Genomic DNA, 18109 nt, shown 5'->3' on the forward strand with positions numbered 1-18109 from the left:
GTTTATTTTGACGAATCAAATATCGACTTCACGTTGAAGCGATTCTCTCCGAGCAATGCCCGGTCATCCTTGAGATCGACTCCACTCAATCGCCGGGTGTGAGAAGCCGTTAAAAGGTACACCAGCGTGTCGGCAGCAGCAGGCAGTGGTAAGCCTGCGGGGCGAATATTGGAAACACAATTTCTTTCGGCATCGTTTCGCCCAGGACGTGGCTCATAGACAAAGTAGGCCCCCAGGCTATCCGGAGTTCCCAATCCCGGACGTTCCCCGATCAGAGAAAGAGCAAGACGGGCGTTGAGGCAAAACCCGACGTCATCCTGCAACGCGACTCGTCCCTGATGGGCAATCACGATCGGAGATATTTTCCAGCCACGATCACTAAGCGGTGGTAGCAAAGACTCCAATAACCCCACGGCATGAGATTGAGCTGCCACCGCCGACAAGCCATCGGCAATCAGAAGGGCCAGATCAAAGGCAAAGCCACCTGATGTTTCGCTTGATGCCTGATTCGCCAATTCTTTGAGACGAATCGCATCACTGGGACACAGTTTTCTCCCCAGATGCGGCATCTGCAACATTTCGGTGCGATCGCTGGCCTGAGTCTGAACCGTGATCGTTTCCCAACCACGGTGCTGCATTTCCCTGGTGAGAAGCTCGCTATCAAGCCCGACATGCACCGCATCGCGGGCGCGGGCATGCGCCAGGCTGAACTTCAGCCATTCATGAGTCGGCAGACTCCCCCCCGCGCGGCCCAAAGCAATCCGGGCAGCTGTCAATTCTCTCCACGATGACCACGCGTCAGGTTGAGATCCAGAGGAAGCCATATCCTTAGTCATTCCCACAGGAGACTACTGCATTGTCAAAGTATAAATTTCGGGTCTCTTCTGTTGTTAAGTCCGACAACGGAGGACGTTGCGGCGGCATCAACCCGAAGACAAAGCCGTGACACGGCACTACCGAAGGCTGAGATGCTGAGCCAGACGATGCTGCAAAGTCACCGGCGCCAAGTGTCCCGATTCATCCATAATCCCGGTTTCAACCAACCACTGTTCAAATTCAGGCGCCGGCCTGAGCTTTAAGGTTTGTCTCAAGTAATGGCTGTCATGAAATGACGTGGATTGGTAATTGAGCATGATATCATCGGCACCAGGCACCCCCATGATATAGCTCACACCCGCCATGCCCAGCATGGAAAGTAGCACATCCATATCGTCCTGATCGGCATCCGCATGATTTGTGTAGCAGACATCGCAGCCCATGGGCAGCCCCAGCAGCTTGCCACAAAAATGATCTTCTAAACTCGCCCGCAGGATTTGCTTACCGTTATATAGATACTCCGGGCCAATGAACCCCACGACGGTATTAACCAATAAAGGCTGGTAGCGCCGGGCGACCGCGTAAGCACGAGCTTCGAGCGTCTGCTGATCGATGCCATGATGGGCACCCGCCGATAAACAGGAACCTTGACCCGTTTCAAAGTACATCACATTGTCGCCGATTGTTCCCCGGCGAAGCTCTTTCGCCATTTGCCAGGCTTCATCCAGCATGCTCAACGAAATGCCGAAGCTGCGATTCGCCTGTTCTGTCCCCGCGATCGACTGGAACACCAGATCCACCGGAGCTTGCTGTTCCATCACCTGCATCGTGGTGGAGATGTGTGCCAGAATGCACGACTGAGTCGGAATCTCATGAGTTTCAATCAATTCGGAGAGTAACTTCAAAAGTTCCGTCGTTCGCGGAACGTTGTCAGTCGCGGGATTAATACCGATCACCGCGTCACCACAGGCGTAACACAAGCCATCGAGAATTGACGCCGCGATTCCCCGCAGATCATCCGTCGGATGATTGGGCTGCAACCGTACGGAAAGCCTGCCGGGAAGCCCAATGGTATTGCGGAATTTTGTGATCACCCGGCACTTGCTGGCCACCAGCACCAGATCCTGATTCCTCATCAGTTTGCTGACCGCCGCTGCCATCTCCGGAGTGATACCCGCACAAACCTGGGCAAGGACTTCACTGGTTGTCTCATACTTCAGCAACCATTCTCGAAACTCACCCACCGTGAGGCTGCGGATCGTGGAAAAAGCCACTGGATCATGCGATTCCTGAATCAACCGCGAGACTTCATCAACCTCAGGATCAATGACCATCTCTTCCAGGAAGTCCGATAGCCTGACATCAGCAAGCGCCATTCGAGCCGCAACACGCTCTTCTTCCGAACGGGCCGCAATGCCTGCCAACTCATCACCTGAGCGGCGGGCCGTAGCCTTGGCGAGCAATTCCCCCAAGCCCTCAAAGACCCATGTCGTCGAACCCAGATGACTTCGCCAGACTCTCATGAAGACTCACTTAAAGGGATTCATTCTGACACAGCAGAAAATCATCAGCCCTATGACTCGCTGGCTCCCGGTTCTGGAACTCTTAACGCATTCATTTCCATCTTGCCCATCCCCGAATTGTTGATTTTGGGAGCAGGCAAACTTGCCGTTTGTTCAAGAGAGAAGCCCGGACGAATGACCATCAGGTAATAGCCTGTCGCCAGGAGCAGGCAGGCCAGAAATTGAAGACTTAATGACGCTTTCCAGTTCCCTGAATTCAAATTTTGCCACAGCATGGCTAACAGTAGCACGATCGAAAGCCATTGAGCCAGTCGCGGCATGAGAGGATAAAACGGCACGCGATAAGGACGTGGTAAATCGGGTTCTTTCAACCGAAGCTGCACCAGTGCCTCCATCGAAAGAATGTACAGCAATGCCGCTCCCATGGCCGAAATCGTGATCATGCCAGCCGTGTCAAAAAACAAAACAGCCAGCACTCCCAATCCCCAATTGACAACCAATGACACCCACGGAGCATGTGTTCGCGGCTGGATCGTAGCCAGTTTCGAGGGAAGATAACCAGCACGCCCCATCTCAAAGAGTGATCGGCCAGCCGCAAAAATAATCCCGTTCAAACTGCATATCAGACCCAATCCACCAATCCCAATCAATAACTGATACAAAGGATGAGTGCTGGGCATGATCTGACCTAAGGCCAAAGGAAGTGGGCTGTCTGACATTCTGCCAGGCTCTGTGATTGTCAGCGATTCGCCCACAAGAGAAACCTGTTCCGGCTGATAGACCACTCGTTCCCAGCCACCCACACCCACAGCACAAATCAACACGCCACCGGCCAAAAACACCAACGTGGCGAGCGCCGTACCAAACCCGATCAGCACATTCCGTTGAGGGTTCTTCGTTTCCTCAGCGGCATTGGCAACCCCTTCAATGGCCAGATAAAACCAGACCGCAAAGGGCAGTGCGGCAATCACTCCTGTCCAGCCACTGGGCCAGGCATTCGCCAGAAGATGTTCCGTACGGACATGCGGTGCGGTCACTCCCATAAATAGCAGTAACTCTCCCACAGCCAGCACCGTCACGACCAACTCAAAGAGAGCCGCCTGCTTCACCCCCACAAGATTCAGCAGCGTGAAGGCCGATAGCGAGCCGACAGCCACCAGCTTCGGGTCAACTCCCGGCCAGTTCGTAACGGCATACGCCCCCAGCGCCATCGCAATCGCGGGCGGAGCAAAGACAAATTCAATGAGCTGAGCGATCCCTGTGAGGAACCCGCCATAGGACCCCAAACCGCGGAGCGCATAGACAAAACCACCGCCCGCCTTCGGTAACGCGCATGCCAGTTCGGCATAACTGAGCACAAACGCGATATACATGATCGTTACCAGCACAAAGGCGACCAGCAATCCGCCAGTGCCACCTGCTGGTAAACCAATGTTCCACCCGAAGTACTCTCCGGCGATGACATAGCCGACACCCAATCCCCAGAGTGTCCATGGCCCCAGACTCTTCTGGAGTTCCGGTGCATGTCCACTTGCGGCCAACCCGTCACTTGTCATCGCAATCTTCACCCTGCAGGAATCCCGTAACCTCTCGGCAAAATTGCCATAGGAACGAAATTCAGAACCATTGTCCGGCGAGGGCGCATCACCGAATATGTGGCCACATTACCTGCGTATTGAGGCACTGAAAAGTGGAACTTGCTAAATTGATTCGATGCCTGGACAAGATGCGCGAGCGGCTACGAACAGCACGTGCCAAGCTCACCGACTTTGCGTGACTCGTCAGATCGGCAGTTCAATAAAGCCACCTGGATCGTTCTATCACAGCACGGATCTGTCATAGACCAGCGGCATCACTGTCTTTTCTCGAAGAGGTTCACACAGATGACATTCCCTCAAATTCCACCGCAATCACGCTGGTCATTAGTGCCCACAGTCTCGCTATGCCTTTGGGGATGGCTATTCATGGCCCCTGGCTTTGCTGCTGATTCCAAACCTGCCACACGTCCCAACATCATCTTCGTACTGGCCGATGATCTCGGAGGAACAGATGTCGGGTGTTACGGCAGCAAGTATTACGAGACTCCGAATATCGATCGCCTCGCTCAACAGGGAGTTTCCTTCCGTTCACACCATCACTGCCAGAACTGTGCTCCCACACGAGCGGCACTCATGACAGGGCAATACGGGGCACGAACGGGAATCTATACCGTTGGCAACATCGACCGGTTTGACTGGCAAAGCCAGCCCTTACGCCCTGTCGATAACATGACGAACCTGCCGCTCGATCGAGCGACCATTGCTGATCAACTTAAAATGACTGGCTACAAAACGGGAATGTTCGGCAAATGGCATCTTGGCCAGAACGGAGCCTATTCTCCCGGAAAACGTGGGTTTGATGAAGCGATTGAGTCCAATGGTGCTCATTTCAACTTCAAAACAAATCCTCCTCAGTCCGACACGGAAGGGAAGTACCTTGCTGATTATCTGACAGATCGTGCGGTGGATTTTATTGATCGCCATCAGTCAGAGCCGTTCTTCCTTTACCTGCCTCACTTTGGAGTGCACAGCCCACATCACGCAAAAAAAGAATTGGTCGAAAGATTCAAAAACAAGCCGGGTGTGGGCGGGCACAATAACCCTGTCTATGCCGCAATGATCGCCAGCATTGATGAAAGCGTCGGTCGGATCATGCAAAAACTGGATGATCTCAAACTGGCAGACAACACGATCCTGATTTTTGCCAGCGATAACGGCGGCGTGGGTGGATATCGCCGCGAAGGGATCACCAAAGGAAACGACATTACGGACAACGCTCCCCTTCGTAGCGGAAAAGGAAGCTTATACGAGGGAGGAACTCGTGTTCCACTCATCGTTCGCTGGCCGGGCGTGGCACCAGCGGGAAGTGATTGCCTTGTCCCCACCATCCACGTGGATATCTACCCGACGTTGCTGGAACTCACTGGAGCGAAAAAGCCTGAGCATGTGCTCGATGGAGAAAGCCTTGTGGCTTTAGTGAAGTCTCCCGAGTCAGATCTGAGTCGAGACGCCATCTTCCAGCATTTCCCTGGCTATCTGGGATCTGGAAAAGGGGAATGGCGCACCAAACCGGTCAGCCTGATTCAAGCGGACGACTGGAAATTGATGGAATTCCTCGAAGACGGACACCTGGAACTCTATCGTCTTTCCGATGATGTCGGCGAAACCAAAAACCTGGCCACTGCTGAACCAGAAAAAGCCAAAGAACTTCTGGCCCGGCTTAATGCCTGGCGCGAGAAGATTCAGGCACCCATGCCCACAAAAAATGAACCTTCAACCAAAGCGTCCACTGAAAAGCCAGGGAAGGGCAAGGGGAAAGGAAAGAAAGCTAAAGCCGCTGCTGCTCAATCGTCTGATGACTGATCGCAAAAAGCGCTAAATACCCTGAAAAGCTAGCACAGTCAGTAAATAGCGATAATGCTAGTAGTGGGAAGTGAGAAGTGTCCCAGACGTTCATGACCACGTTTGGGACACTCCACGAATAAAATGAGTGATCTCGCACTACTTCTTCAAAGAGATCACGAGTCGATTTGGACCGGATTCCAGCACATGGTGCTGATCCGTGGAGGTATCCATAAAATACTTCTGCGGGATCCCTGCGGGCGTCTTCCCTTTCGCCGAAGATCTGAGGCAAATCAGATAGCTGCCGGGTGGAATGGTCTCTTTCACAGAAAACTGCCCGCTCTCCTCCGTCTCAACTTCTGTAATCTTGCCCAGATGGCCTGAATAGAAAATTAAACCAACAGGCCCGACAGGCGCACCGTCCAACTCGACAACGCCACTGACGGTCGCGCTGGGAGTGTCGTTTTTAGCGGCTCCACACCCCGACAACAGCGCAATCATGGCCAGTGATGCTGCAACCCATGAAAATCTCAGAGTTTTTTGCATGAGATCTCTATATTGAGCTGCTATTCGTAATCGAGCTTCCACTTTCATTCTCCCAAGCCATCAGCAATAAGCATCGGACGCAGAGTGCCCTCTATGAACCAGCCTATTCGGGTGATGCCGTGTTTCCGTCCGCACGGGTGCTCAACCAGCGATAAGTTTGCTTATCCATATTTTCGCTGAGGAAACGGACAGCACCATCGGCAAAGACAAAGTGGGTGCCGCCTACATGGTCACTTCCAAAATTCGCATCGTTATCATCAAAGGAGCCAGTCTCCACATTTCGATTCATATGTGACGTCGTGTTCCGACAGGCATGCCACCCCCAACGATACTGATGACTTGTTAAGGTCGTGGATTGGACAGTTCTTTTTTCTCCCACTGCAAAAACGTTCGATGTTCCGTCAGTAATATCTCTCATTTTAATATTGCTGTTCTGGTTAAAGAGACCGACCCAACTGGTGCTAACGCCGCTATTAGTGTGTCCAGTTCCCGCAGAGACAGCATAGTCACCATAAGCCGTATTTCCGCCTGAGGTTGCTCCTCTAGGTTTTGAGGGGCAGAAGTAGGAAGAAACCGGCACTTTCGCAGCATTGATGTTACTGGAGTGATCTACAGGAACATTAAAATCCCACAGTTTATAAAGTGGTGCCTGATCGACATACGGCAGTATAAATACAAAAGTGTTGATCATTGTATAGTTGGTGCTGGAGCGATTCTGATAAATGCTTCCAGGCGGGAAGACATTGTGCGTGTCGTGATAGTTATGTAACGCCAGCCCGAGTTGCTTGAGATGATTCTTGCATTGAGTACGGCGGGCCGCTTCTCGTGCCTGCTGGACAGCCGGCAGGAGCAGCGCAATCAGAATCGCGATGATGGCAATCACCACCAACAGTTCAATCAACGTGAACGCACGGCGGAAGCGGTTGGTGCTCATGAGGCACTCCTTGAACCAGAAGAAGGGACAACAAGATGACAGGAAGTCAGAAGGCAAGACTTGAAATCAACAAACTCTCATATTGAATTTTGTTTAACTGTCTGTCATTACAATATTGCGGAAAAGAATTTCGCTTTTGCGTCAAATTGCGTCACCCGGCGGCCAGAACAGGTGTTATTACCTAATGAAACACGTAGCGCTACTCATAGAAACCTCTCGCAGCTATGGGAGAGACCTCCTGCGAGGAATTCATCGCTATGTGGCAGAGCACGAGCCTTGGTCAATGTACTTGGAATTACGGGCACTCGATTCCCGCCCTCCCGCCTGGTTGTCTCAATGGCGAGGGGATGGAATTCTGACGCGCACAGGTTCTGAAACCATGGCCCAGGCGCTCATCCAGGTGAATGTCCCCACCGTGGAGTTAAGAGCAACCAAGCTGAACACACCTTTTCCCTTTGTGGGTGTTGATAACGTGGCGCTGGGTGAGATGGTCGCCACCCATTTGCTGGAAAGAGGGTTTCGTCACTTCGGTGTCTACGAATTGGATGTTGAAGACTACTTCGCCGAACGGCGCGAGACTTTCACGGCGGCAATTATTCGTGCCGGGCATCCCGTTGAATCGTTCCGTGCTCCTGATCATCGGGAGCAACCCACAGAATGGGAAAAACATCAGGAATTACTGGTTAATTGGCTGCTGAAGCTTCCTAAACCTGTCGGTCTGATGGCTTGCACGGATCAACTGGGGTATTGGTTGCTCGATGCCTGCCAGCGAGCGGGAATTTCTGTTCCCGAGGAAGCTGCTATTGTCGGAGCCGAGAACGATGAAACACTCTGCACGATGGCAAGGCCACCTCTCTCGAGTGTGGCCTATGATGCCAAGCAGATTGGCTATCAAGCTGCTCGCCTGCTTGATGACTGGATGCAGGGAACCTCTCCAGGGAAAGAACGATTACTGGTTCCACCACTCGGCATCGTTAATCGGCAGTCATCAGATGTCGTGGCAATCGATGACCGGCAGATTGCCAGTGCCGTTCGCTTTATTAGAGAAAATGCCTGTAACGGAATCGATGTGAGTGATGTCGTTGAACACGCATTGCTCTCACGAAGTACCCTGGAACGAAAAACGCGACTGCTTCTGGGACGATCCCCCAAAGAAGAAATCATGCGTGTTCAACTGGCAGCGGCTCGCAAACTCCTCATTGAAACCGAACTCTCCATTGAGACGATTGCAATCCGTTGTGGCTTTTCATCGTCCCAATATTTCTGCACAGCCTTTCGTTCAAGCGAAGAGATCACCCCCGGCGACTTCCGTCGCCACCAACGCTCACATTAAGTGCCTATCCTGAAACTCTCAAACCCTTCTCCCTCGAGGGAGAAGGTGGCCGCAGGCCGGATGAGGGGGAGCACTTGGTTCCCGATATAGGGTCGCCTATTGCGATGAGAAATACAGAGGATTCTCAGACAGGCTCTCAGTCAGTGTGAATTCAAGCCCGCCTGAAGATCTCATCAAAACCAGGACATTCGCGCAGACGGTAACTCGCGAGAGATTGGCTTAAGGAATTTTTTCTGAGCCAGTTGTATGATGTCTGGTGACCTCTCAACGGAAAATTGTCTCGAGTATTTATTGGAACGCTCGCATGCCGCTCACGACGGTCAATTCCTTGCAACCATGTGGGAACAGTTTTTTCGACAACTTCCGGGCCGCTAACCGGACTTTTCTGATCTGCACAATCATCACTTCCCTGATATGCCTTTCCATGCCGACCGCTCAATCACAGGGGGGATCATCAACAGCCAAAATCCCCACCACCGCGGAAGCCCGCCAGGTGATTGATCTTTCTCAATTGAAGTTAGCACCTGGGGCAGAGACCCTCACACGCCGGCCTTCCATGTGGCTGAGCTATGATGCCGCCGGCAAAGTGACCGAGGCTTTCAAATTTCATCAGGATCAACTGAAAGCAGCCGGTTGGAAAGAACTCCCGGGAACCTCAGCAATGGATTCCGTCGCTTCCGGCATGTTTGAAAAGAACGGCTACGGCATCTCTCTGATGGTTTCTGAAGTTGGCAAGAAATCCCGAATCTCGATCACACCTCATGGGAACCTGTCGCTCGATAAGCTGCCCGTTCCTGCGGGTTCTCAGCTCATCATCAAATCGCCCGCTCAGGCCATGTTCATGGCTCCCACGGATGCCCCGACAACGACATCAATCATTGAAAAGCAGCTTTTGGCCTCGAGATGGAAACCTTATGGATCTGCTGGCCCGATGCTCACTTTCAGCCAGAATGGCATGCTGCTGAACGTGATGATTTCAGCGGCTCCAGCTCAAGGGGGCAAGACCATGGTGATGTACTCATCATCCCTTCGTTCAGCAGATCTCCCGATTTCCGCCAATGCCACGGCTGTTCAATATTCGGATCAACTGACACAGGTCGGCTGGGACAGTCGTTCTGAGCCAACGCCGCTCATTGAGGAAATGCGAGCACTTCTTCAAGCCCAGGGATGGAAACCGACAACAGCAAATCCGTTGCTGATCGACTACAAGCTGACAACCATTTTTCGCTCAGCGGAAAAAGGAATGCTGATCCTTGAAGTCCGTGACATGAAACCCGGATCTCGTGTCATGCTTCGTGAATACTTCCCGGAGGAAGTTCCTGAAGAAGGAGCCAAACCAAAAAGTCCTCGACCGTAACAGGCTGCTCCTGCCTGATCGGCTTGCAAACTGAGCGCACAATCGAGATACTCCCTCCCCATGGCTTGGCCAATCAAAGCCAGACGCACCCCTAGCTCAATTGGATAGAGCAACGGTCTTCGGAACCGTAGGTTAGTGGTTCGACTCCACTGGGGTGCATTTTCCGCAAGTCATCCAGGACGCAAGACTTAGCGTACCAATCTATTCTCTGTAGATGGTTCGTAGTGCGGCTCGAAACTCCTGAGAAATTGGTACTCTTACCACTTTTGTGAGATCATCGAGGATCGCCTCTTTCCAGCGTGGTTTGCCGCCCAAGACGCCGGCGTCCCCCGTCTGACTCTTCGCAAGTCCTCCGGCCAAGCCCTTGTCCGCTTCCAGGGAAGAGATCATGATCTCGGTCGCTATGGTAAGCCGGAAACCAGCGAATGGTATGCCCGGTCGATTTCTGACTTGGTGATCCACTAGCGCTGACTGTTCACCGGCAATAGTGCGGGCTTCTTCAGCAGCCTATTAGGGTTACTCAATAAAGTCGCAGTTGGACTTTTGAGTAACTTGACAGAAGGGCTTACCGTAACCGCATGAATAAAGTGACTTGCATGAAGCCGCTCGAAACAGGGCTGCCTGGAAGGAACCAACAGCAACAAAGAAGCCGTTTTCAGGATGTTGCTTCAAACGGTCAACGAAAAAAGCCTCATATTTCTATGAGGCTTTTTCACTGAAATGAGTTTGAGCCGCAATGCGTTACTTCATGAAGAAGTCCGTCGGGCCGCGGTGGGTGTAGTAAGGGTACTGCACCATTCCGGCAGGAACCGGGGATGTGGGGTAGCTGAGATTCTGTGGCCAGACATGACGATAGGTGTGGTGGTTGTGGGGATAACCGCAACCTTTACCGCACTTTCGGCAGCCATCAGGGGGGCAAGCGTTACCGTTCTGACATTCCGGGCAGCCATCACCAGTCTGAGCACCTGGGCCATGTCCCATTCCGTAGCGATTATGGTTGGTGTAAATCTGCCCTTGAGCACCGGTGAAGTACCCTTCATTGCCAGCGTAATAACCGCCGTCAAAACCATAATTATGGTTGCGAGCTTGTGGCAGCAACGAATAATCGTGGTGCTTGGCATGAGCCTTGGCGTGCTGGCCATATGCCGGAGCTGACCCGATCAGAGGAGCCTGTGTTCGCTCCTGGTTCAGAATTGTGGCCTGGTCCACGGGGGAACCATCCGCCAAGACATAGGGCGTTTGACCGCGCACTGTCTGATTTGTTGACTGACAGCCTGAAAACAGGACTGCAATACCTAACGCCAGAATTCCCAGCGATGATGTCGAGTTCATTCTCGCCATTCTCCCACCGTCCGAACCAATACCCCCTCGCCAGAGAAGACTTCTCTGGACTCTCAGTAAGGGTTATCGGCTGTTTCGCGTCAAAACAAGAATAATTGATTTGCCAAGTCTCTCCGGCATACGCACTACAGACGGAACGCCTTGCAGGGTCAGCCCAATCCGGCTAAAGTCTCATAGCGTCGAAGGCCAAGGATCGGCCATTCGCTCGATTAGGCAGAAGCTGTTCTTCAGCTTAGGTTTATAGCAAATCAGATAAAGCTGTTTCCTGTGGTTTTGGGCTTGTTATCCAGTCCTTTCTGCAGAATTCCGGCAAGTGTTGCAGGTTGTCAGGGAGGGGCAAATGTTCGTCACGATCTCTTCGAGATGTTTCTCGGAAATTCCATTTGTCGATGCCTGTCCGCTGATTTCGGATCTTCACTACGACAAACTTGAAATATGGATGGATGATGCTTCCGAGCATCTGAAGCCTTCTGTCGTTGCTGAAAATCCAGAACGATTTGCCAAGCAATACCGTGAAGTCACTCGTATGGCGCCTGTTGCCATTACCCTGGAAAACGATATTGCATCGGGGCCGTTTGAATCCCTTTGTAAACTGGCGAAGATGCTGAAGATCACGCAGATCACATTGCCAGCCGGATCGTTGGGAACCCCTTTCAACGAAGAAATTGATCGTCTGCGCAATCGATTGGCCATTGCGAATACTGCTGGTATCCGCCTTTCGTTGAAAATGAAGACATCAACGCTTACTGAAGATCCCCGGACGGCAGTGGAGCTTTGCCAATCGGTTCAAGGACTGGGAATCACCCTTGATCCCAGCACGGTGATCTGTGGCCCTCATTCAAACCAGTCCATCGACCCCGTTTTCCCTTACACTTATCATACCCACCTGCGAGACACCTCACCTACGCAGTTTCAGGTGCCTGTCGGGCTGGGAGAGGTCGATTACGGCCGCATTATCAGCCAGTTAGAGCGATGCAGCTATCACCGTGCTCTCTCTGTCGAAATGTACCCTGAATTGATTTCAGGAACCGAGCGAACACTGGAACTTCGCAAAATGCGTCTCTTGTTGGAAAGCCAGCTTTAAAACGACATGCTGTCTTCCCAAGATATTTTAAGGGCACCTGCTCCCCTTTTTGGTGACGGTTCTTCCCAATATTCAGGCCAGTGACGAGACACGATCGGCCTTGATGTGAACGATCACCTCCCCATGAGGGTCTCGTTCACAGGGTGTCGCTGGTCGAGGGGATCGAAATCGTGATGAGCGTAGGAAACTCGGCTGCTCCTGCAACACCTGTCGTGTCCGCAGCCGGAGAATCCTCCCTGCTTTCACAAGCGAATGGCCGGACTCCTCTGGACGAATTGAATTGGGATCTCGCCGCTGAGAGCATCACCGTCCGCATTCGCTGGTTTGGTGTGCTGGTGGGATTCGTGCTGGTAAACGTGGTGGGAAGTGGTCAGAACCAGCTCATTCTCAACGCGATTCTCACGCTAGGAGCCATCTATGCCATCGTTGATACGTGGTATAGTTTTCGCGGGCTTGTGTTTCTGGATGCAGCTCCCCTGCTGATTTCCGGCATGGAAGCGGTCTTCATTGGGCTGCTTTGTTACTTCGATGAAGGGCTGCTCAGCCCGTTTCGATTCTATTACTTTCTGTCGCTGCTGGTCTGTGCCTTAAGGCATCCCGCATGGATGACTTATCTCTCTCTGTTTCTTCATACAGCCAGCTATGCCGCTCTAACATTCAATGCGCCACTCACCAGCCAGCGAGGGGCGGCTCTCGTCTTTATGCTGGTGCTGATGTCCTGGGTCACCTGGGCGACGGTTTCGCTTTCAGGTCTGCTCAAGCGTGCCGGGCGCCGGCTCGTGTCGCTGAATCAGGTGTTGCGACAAAATCAGGGGCAACTGGAGCAGCGCATCAGCGAACGAACCCGGCAACTTCAGGAATCTCAGGCGATGCTGGTTCAGCATGAAAAACAGGCCGCCTTCGGATTGTTAGCCGCAGGGATTGCCCATGAAGTGGGAAATCCGCTGGCTGCCATCAGTTCTCTCGTGCAGATGTTGAATCGTCGCGATATCGATAACCACACCAGGGAAAAACTGCATCTGGTGGATGACCAATTGCGTCGCATCCAGCGGACATTGCGCGAGTTGGTGGATTTCAGCCGACCTGCCACGAACATTGAAACCAATTGCGATATTCACGAGGTGCTCGGTGCCGCTTTGAGTATTGCGAAATACTATAAGCGCAAGAAAGGCAAACGGATTATTACGGCCTTTGCCGAAGGTGTCCCACGTGTTCGCGCGTTGCGTGATCAACTGGTGCAGGTTTTTTTGAACCTGATTCTGAATGCTCTCGACGCCACAGAAGAGGGGGGGATGATCCGCATTGCCACATCTGTGGAACAGGGATGGCTGAGAATCGATATTCGCGATGACGGCCACGGGATCGATACGGCTAGCCGGGCGAAGATTTTTCAGCCGTACTTCACAACCAAATCAACTGGCACAGGTCTGGGGTTATTTGTCTGCCGCAACATTATTGAACAGCAGTTTCATGGGCGAATTGAACTGACGGAGTCGACATCCAGCGGTTCGACATTCACCGTTTTTCTCACCAACGAGGCTTTGAAAGAGCTGGATCATCTCTCCTCAGGAGATGAAAAGGGAGAATTCCCCATCGAAGAGGTCTCGTGAAGCTGTTACCGAACAACAGCGGGAGCAGCTTTGATTCGATCAAGATCATGCGGTCAAAGACTCGACAGCCTCCTTGGCCTCACGCAATCCCAGGCCGGCGGCATCTCGCAATACTTTAATGGCCTGAATCTTTTGGTGCTGAGTGGTCAACTCAATGATCTCATGCTTGGTAGAATCGGGAAGTTTCAGTCCCAGCTTGTCAAAACGATCATAGGCTGTCTGGCGAATTTTCTGTTGTTCATGGGGATCCATGGGCTTGTGCGTCGTTCCGATCCCGAGTAGGCCCCCTGCAAGCAGAAAGAGAACCGATAACCCCAACACCACGGCAATCCCGCCTGCGATGAGTAGCCCTGCTGTTGCCGCCATGGATGAATTCCTGTTGAAAAGACTGCTGCCCTGTTTTTGATTCCCCATGGAGACGATAAACATCTTTTCCATAGGTGTCATAGAGAATTCTGGCTTTAGGGTTTTAAGCCAACGCTGTTTGAAAAAAAGAATTTGCTGCTATTCCGAAACTTTAATGACGACTTTCCCAAAGTGTGACGCAGAGGCTAAATGGGCAAACGCTTTGGAGGCGTCGTTGTAGTCAAAAACATGGTCAATCACCGGGTGGATCTGGTGCTGCTCCATCAAGGTCTTGAATTCCTGAAACATGGCCTGGCTGCCGACATAAATACCATTGAGCCGGGCGTTTTTGACGACCAGTGGGAAAAGGCTGGCAGAAGGTGGGCCAAAGCCTGTCAGTACGCCAATCAACGCGATGTGTCCGCCAGCAGCGACAGACTGCATCGATTTCTCGAACGTGCCTGGGCCACCGACTTCCACCACGTGATTAACGCCTCGCTTGCCGGTTAAATCCAGGACGACCTTCTGCCATTCCGAATAGGCACGATAGTTGATCGTCGCTGCCGCTCCCATGGTCTTTACACGAGTCAGCTTGGCATCGCTACTGGAGGTGACATAGGCATGAGCGCCCGCCGCCTTTGCCAGTTGAAGTGCAAAGATCGAGACACCGCCTGTCCCCAGGCACAACACGCTTTCCCCCGCTTTTAATTCACCACGGACAAACAACGCCTGATAGGCTGTCAATCCGGCACATGGCAAAGTCGACGCTTCGAGATCATTCAGGTAAGCCGGGGTTGCGACCAGTGCCGACTCGGCCAACGTCACAACTTTTGCCAGCATGCCATCAACCGTGCCACCCAGATCATGCTGGTGATATTCCATCAGAAATGGGCCGTCCTGCCAGGTGGCAAAGAAGCTTCCCATGACACGATCACCCACTTTCCAGCGAGTGACATCACGCCCGGTTTCCACCACAACACCCGCTCCATCCGAACAGGGAATTCGGCCGCCAACCGGACGATTGGCCAGATTCTTAAGAATGATATGATCGCGGTAGTTCAGAGAAACGGCCTTCACTTCGACCCGCACTTCCAGCGGCCCCAGCGGATGCAAGGGGCGTTGCTTCCGCTCCAGATGATAACTGTCCGCCGAAGGAGAGAATTCGTAAACGTCGATCGTGCTCATGGTGTGCCTATGCTCTGATGCCATCTGATGTGAATGAAATAAGTCTCGATCGTTAATTAACACTTGAAGCAGGATTAACCCCGCTTCAAGGCACCCGCGTATTGCTCGGGAAGTATATTCATCGGGGCTGTCACTCCCAGAGCTTTGGCTGCATGATAAGGCCAGTTCGGATCAGAAAGCATGGGGCGAGCCAGCATTACCAGATCGGCCTGACCGCTCGCGATCACGTTCTCGGCCTGTTGTGGTTCAGAAATCATCCAACCCACAGAAACAGGGAGACCGGCAGCTCGACGAATCTGTTCGGCGATGGGAACCATAAAGCCGGGGCCCCAAGGGACGTGTGAGATATCGGGAGTAATGAAACCGTGGCTCACATCCAGCAGATCCAGGCCACGCTTCTTGAAGGCGATGGCCAACTCAATGGATTCGTCGACCGTGGCGCCACCATCGATCCAGTCGGTCACCGACAAGCGGGCCATCAAAGGCAGGTTTTCAGGCCAGACGGCGCGAACCGCGTCCAGCGTCTCCAACATGAAACGAGCACGATTTTCCCACGAACCACCGTATTGGTCAGTTCTTTTATTGACCAGTGGCGACCAAAACTCATGCGCCAGGTAGCCATGTGCGAAATGAAGCTGCAGCGTTTGATAGCCAGCCGCCAAAGATCGTTTCGCGGTTGAGACAAAATCAGCCTGCACCCGGTGAATCTCTTCAATCGTCATGGCACGAGGGACTTTGGGAAGTTCCGCACCGAAGGGTTCATTCGTAGGAGCAATCGTCTCCCAGCCCCCTTCATTGTTGTTGAGGTGCTGGCCTCCTTTCCAGGGCTTATCAGAACTTGCCTTGCGACCGGCGTGAGCGATCTGAATCCCGGGAATGGCTCCATGTTGACTGACAAAACGATTGATCCGTTGCAAAGGTTCAATCTGCGAATCAGTCCACAATCCGGCATCAAACGGCGAGATACGCCCCTCGGGGGAGACGGCCGTTGCTTCAGCAATAATCAGCCCAGCGCCGCCGACCGCTCTGGCTCCCAAATGCACCAGATGCCAATCATTGGCGTGTCCCTCTTCAGAGGAGTATTGGCACATGGGCGAAACCACAATCCGGTTCCGATATGTCACGTCTTTTATCGAATAGGGGCTGAACAACTGGCTCATGCAATCTTCACTTTCTGATCAGAGATTTATCGGTGACAGAATTTTGACACCCAATGCACGACATTTACCAGACCCATTAAGAAGGTCTTACACGCTTCTTATCAAATGCAAGCAGTCACATATGTGGAATTGGCCGGTTTTAAGTTATGTCCTTGTTCCGGCAGCCAGCGTTGGTGATGATGGCCCATCGATCAGGTTCATGGCATTGATGAGTGTGGCGAATTCCAGGGAAGGATGAATTCATGCAGGCAGCGATCTTCAACGCTTTCGGCAATCCCGACGATGTTGTGCAGGTTCAAGAATTGACGCCGGGGAAACTGGCCTCGGGAATGGTGCGGGTCACCATGGAGGCAGCTCCTGTGAACCCATCAGATCTGATGACAATACAAGGTCGCTACACCAAACACCCCACGTTACCTGCACCGATTGGATATGAGGGGGCAGGGATTGTGAAATCAGCCAATGCCGGGCTGTATGGCCGCTGGCTTGTGGGCCAGCGTGTGGCCGTGCTGGCGGGCAATGGGGGAACTTGGGCAGAGCAGATTGATGTCCCTGCCAAAAGTGTGATTCCCGTGGGGAAGAAGCTGTCGGCTCAGCAGGCGGCCAGTTTTTTTGTGAACCCGGCGACGGCACTGCTTTTAACGCAAAAAATTCTGAAAGTTCCCAAAGGGGGGTGGCTGGTTCAGACGGCTGCCGCCTCGGCCGTCGGTCAGATGGTCATTGCCTTGAGCCAGCACTATGGCTTCAAGACATTGAACCTCGTTCGATCCGAAAAGGCTCGGGAGGTGGTTCTCAAAGCCGGCGGCGATGTCGCACTGATCTGCCATGAAGATTCTGCTCCTCAAGGGCAAGAAGGATCGGCTGCGGAATTCAAACCCTCTTGCTGGCAGGAGGAAATGGCGCGCCATTTGCCGGACAGGAAAATCCGCTATGCGATTGATCCCGTCGGTGGCTCGCTCACTTCGGCCTTGGCCGGGATGCTCGGCCCTTCGGGGAAAATTGTGCTCTACGGAACGCTTTCTCATGAGCCAATTGTTGTCTCTCCCCGTTCATTGATGACATACGGAGCCAGCATTCAAGGTTTCTGGCTGGGAGAGGTCATGGCCAGGATGAGCCTTTTGGAAAAATTACCACTGATCCGCACTTTGAAGTCACTTCAGGAAAAGGGGATTCTCCAAACCCAAGTAGGGGCGACATTCCCGCTACATCAGGTGAAGGAGGCGATCCGAGCTTCGGAAGAACGTGGCAAAGCCGGTAAAGTGCTGCTGACGTTGGGGTCGCGATAATCTGGCAAATCGTTGTGGAGGTTCCATTGTGCTGGGTGTTCCCTCGCACGAGATCCGCAAAGCCAAATCTTTCCCATGTGGGATCTCCTTTTGTGTTGCTGGATGGGCTATAATCAAGTGTGCAGAAATCTCAGAAGAGTCCCTGGCGATCCTCTTCCACAGGTACTTCTTGCCTGAGACGTGATTCACACAAGTGAGTCGCTGAAAGA

Annotated in this window: 16 protein-coding genes and 1 tRNA gene; 7 read left to right on the forward strand and 10 right to left on the reverse strand. The window is 52.7% G+C overall.

Annotated features, from left to right (window positions below):
* Window positions 1-2 precede the first annotated feature (2 nt).
* The 3 genes from eutC to eat all read right to left on the reverse strand — a co-directional run bounded on the left by eutC (window position 3) and on the right by eat (window position 3895).
* Window positions 3-824, reverse strand: coding sequence for an ethanolamine ammonia-lyase subunit EutC (gene eutC, locus SH287x_RS11045; RefSeq protein ID WP_479514369.1), 822 nt, complete (start codon window positions 822-824; stop codon window positions 3-5).
* Between the two features lie 129 nt (window positions 825-953).
* A complete protein-coding gene (locus SH287x_RS11050; protein ID WP_479514370.1) occupies window positions 954-2339 on the reverse strand; it encodes an ethanolamine ammonia-lyase subunit EutB in 1386 nt (461 codons plus the stop codon).
* A 50-nt stretch (window positions 2340-2389) separates the two neighbouring features.
* Window positions 2390-3895, reverse strand: coding sequence for an ethanolamine permease (gene eat, locus SH287x_RS11055; protein WP_479514371.1), 1506 nt, complete (start codon window positions 3893-3895; stop codon window positions 2390-2392).
* Between the two features lie 327 nt (window positions 3896-4222).
* On the opposite strand from eat, the gene SH287x_RS11060 reads away from it, so the two are divergent.
* Window positions 4223-5740 (forward strand): sulfatase, encoded by a 1518-nt coding sequence (locus SH287x_RS11060; RefSeq protein ID WP_479514372.1) that lies wholly within the window; start codon window positions 4223-4225, stop codon window positions 5738-5740.
* A 138-nt stretch (window positions 5741-5878) separates the two neighbouring features.
* Here the strand turns inward: SH287x_RS11060 and SH287x_RS11065 are convergent, their stop codons facing one another.
* On the reverse strand, window positions 5879-6265 hold the full coding sequence (locus SH287x_RS11065; RefSeq protein WP_479514373.1) for a hypothetical protein: 387 nt from the start codon (window positions 6263-6265) through the stop codon (window positions 5879-5881).
* Window positions 6266-6368: 103 nt separating this feature from the next.
* Window positions 6369-7199 carry a DUF1559 domain-containing protein gene (locus tag SH287x_RS11070; RefSeq protein WP_479514374.1) on the reverse strand — a complete coding sequence of 277 codons (831 nt, stop codon included), beginning with the start codon at window positions 7197-7199 and terminating at the stop codon, window positions 6369-6371.
* A gap of 184 nt (window positions 7200-7383) precedes the next feature.
* On the opposite strand from SH287x_RS11070, the gene SH287x_RS11075 reads away from it, so the two are divergent.
* The 3 genes from SH287x_RS11075 to SH287x_RS11085 all read left to right on the forward strand — a co-directional run bounded on the left by SH287x_RS11075 (window position 7384) and on the right by SH287x_RS11085 (window position 10048).
* Window positions 7384-8532: a XylR family transcriptional regulator gene (locus SH287x_RS11075; protein ID WP_479514375.1), complete on the forward strand. Its 1149-nt coding sequence runs from the start codon at window positions 7384-7386 to the stop codon at window positions 8530-8532.
* Between the two features lie 424 nt (window positions 8533-8956).
* Window positions 8957-9889 carry a hypothetical protein gene (locus tag SH287x_RS11080; RefSeq protein ID WP_479514376.1) on the forward strand — a complete coding sequence of 311 codons (933 nt, stop codon included), beginning with the start codon at window positions 8957-8959 and terminating at the stop codon, window positions 9887-9889.
* 85 nt (window positions 9890-9974) lie between these two features.
* A tRNA-Arg gene (locus tag SH287x_RS11085) sits at window positions 9975-10048 on the forward strand.
* Window positions 10049-10090: 42 nt separating this feature from the next.
* On the opposite strand, the gene SH287x_RS11090 is transcribed toward SH287x_RS11085, so the two are convergent.
* Together SH287x_RS11090 and SH287x_RS11095 are read right to left on the reverse strand one after the other, a co-directional pair.
* Complete coding sequence (locus SH287x_RS11090) at window positions 10091-10279, reverse strand: hypothetical protein (RefSeq protein WP_479514377.1); 189 nt, start codon at window positions 10277-10279, stop codon at window positions 10091-10093.
* 351 nt (window positions 10280-10630) lie between these two features.
* Window positions 10631-11221, reverse strand: a complete 591-nt coding sequence (locus SH287x_RS11095; RefSeq protein WP_479514378.1) for a hypothetical protein — start codon at window positions 11219-11221, stop codon at window positions 10631-10633.
* Between the two features lie 349 nt (window positions 11222-11570).
* Between SH287x_RS11095 and SH287x_RS11100 the strand changes: the two genes are divergently transcribed.
* Window positions 11571-12314: a sugar phosphate isomerase/epimerase family protein gene (locus SH287x_RS11100; RefSeq protein ID WP_479514379.1), complete on the forward strand. Its 744-nt coding sequence runs from the start codon at window positions 11571-11573 to the stop codon at window positions 12312-12314.
* Window positions 12315-12487: 173 nt separating this feature from the next.
* Window positions 12488-13924 carry a sensor histidine kinase gene (locus SH287x_RS11105; protein ID WP_479514380.1) on the forward strand — a complete coding sequence of 479 codons (1437 nt, stop codon included), beginning with the start codon at window positions 12488-12490 and terminating at the stop codon, window positions 13922-13924.
* A 45-nt stretch (window positions 13925-13969) separates the two neighbouring features.
* Here SH287x_RS11105 and SH287x_RS11110 read toward each other — a convergent pair whose 3' ends face one another.
* From SH287x_RS11110 to SH287x_RS11120, 3 genes are all read right to left on the reverse strand, one after another.
* Window positions 13970-14290, reverse strand: coding sequence for a ribosomal protein L7/L12 (locus SH287x_RS11110; protein ID WP_479514381.1), 321 nt, complete (start codon window positions 14288-14290; stop codon window positions 13970-13972).
* 138 nt (window positions 14291-14428) lie between these two features.
* Window positions 14429-15454 carry a zinc-dependent alcohol dehydrogenase family protein gene (locus tag SH287x_RS11115; RefSeq protein WP_479514382.1) on the reverse strand — a complete coding sequence of 342 codons (1026 nt, stop codon included), beginning with the start codon at window positions 15452-15454 and terminating at the stop codon, window positions 14429-14431.
* Between the two features lie 74 nt (window positions 15455-15528).
* Window positions 15529-16614 (reverse strand): NADH:flavin oxidoreductase/NADH oxidase, encoded by a 1086-nt coding sequence (locus SH287x_RS11120; protein ID WP_479514383.1) that lies wholly within the window; start codon window positions 16612-16614, stop codon window positions 15529-15531.
* A gap of 242 nt (window positions 16615-16856) precedes the next feature.
* On the opposite strand from SH287x_RS11120, the gene SH287x_RS11125 reads away from it, so the two are divergent.
* Window positions 16857-17900 carry a zinc-dependent alcohol dehydrogenase family protein gene (locus SH287x_RS11125; RefSeq protein ID WP_479514384.1) on the forward strand — a complete coding sequence of 348 codons (1044 nt, stop codon included), beginning with the start codon at window positions 16857-16859 and terminating at the stop codon, window positions 17898-17900.
* Window positions 17901-18109: the final 209 nt, after the last annotated feature.

Source organism: Planctopirus sp. SH287 (genome assembly GCF_056500625.1).

Excerpts from the sequence above, each read along its gene's own strand:
- eutC (WP_479514369.1), bottom strand. The coding sequence starts at position 824 with ATGGCTTCCTCTGGATCTCAACCTGACGCGTGGTCATCGTGGAGAGAA.
- SH287x_RS11050 (WP_479514370.1), bottom strand. The coding sequence starts at position 2,339 with ATGAGAGTCTGGCGAAGTCATCTGGGTTCGACGACATGGGTCTTTGAG.
- eat (WP_479514371.1), bottom strand. The coding sequence starts at position 3,895 with ATGACAAGTGACGGGTTGGCCGCAAGTGGACATGCACCGGAACTCCAG.
- SH287x_RS11060 (WP_479514372.1), top strand. The coding sequence starts at position 4,223 with ATGACATTCCCTCAAATTCCACCGCAATCACGCTGGTCATTAGTGCCC.
- SH287x_RS11065 (WP_479514373.1), bottom strand. The coding sequence starts at position 6,265 with ATGCAAAAAACTCTGAGATTTTCATGGGTTGCAGCATCACTGGCCATG.
- SH287x_RS11070 (WP_479514374.1), bottom strand. The coding sequence starts at position 7,199 with ATGAGCACCAACCGCTTCCGCCGTGCGTTCACGTTGATTGAACTGTTG.
- SH287x_RS11075 (WP_479514375.1), top strand. The coding sequence starts at position 7,384 with ATGAAACACGTAGCGCTACTCATAGAAACCTCTCGCAGCTATGGGAGA.
- SH287x_RS11080 (WP_479514376.1), top strand. The coding sequence starts at position 8,957 with ATGCCGACCGCTCAATCACAGGGGGGATCATCAACAGCCAAAATCCCC.
- SH287x_RS11090 (WP_479514377.1), bottom strand. The coding sequence starts at position 10,279 with ATGATCTCTTCCCTGGAAGCGGACAAGGGCTTGGCCGGAGGACTTGCG.
- SH287x_RS11095 (WP_479514378.1), bottom strand. The coding sequence starts at position 11,221 with ATGAACTCGACATCATCGCTGGGAATTCTGGCGTTAGGTATTGCAGTC.
- SH287x_RS11100 (WP_479514379.1), top strand. The coding sequence starts at position 11,571 with ATGTTCGTCACGATCTCTTCGAGATGTTTCTCGGAAATTCCATTTGTC.
- SH287x_RS11105 (WP_479514380.1), top strand. The coding sequence starts at position 12,488 with ATGAGCGTAGGAAACTCGGCTGCTCCTGCAACACCTGTCGTGTCCGCA.
- SH287x_RS11110 (WP_479514381.1), bottom strand. The coding sequence starts at position 14,290 with ATGGCGGCAACAGCAGGGCTACTCATCGCAGGCGGGATTGCCGTGGTG.
- SH287x_RS11115 (WP_479514382.1), bottom strand. The coding sequence starts at position 15,454 with ATGAGCACGATCGACGTTTACGAATTCTCTCCTTCGGCGGACAGTTAT.
- SH287x_RS11120 (WP_479514383.1), bottom strand. The coding sequence starts at position 16,614 with ATGAGCCAGTTGTTCAGCCCCTATTCGATAAAAGACGTGACATATCGG.
- SH287x_RS11125 (WP_479514384.1), top strand. The coding sequence starts at position 16,857 with ATGCAGGCAGCGATCTTCAACGCTTTCGGCAATCCCGACGATGTTGTG.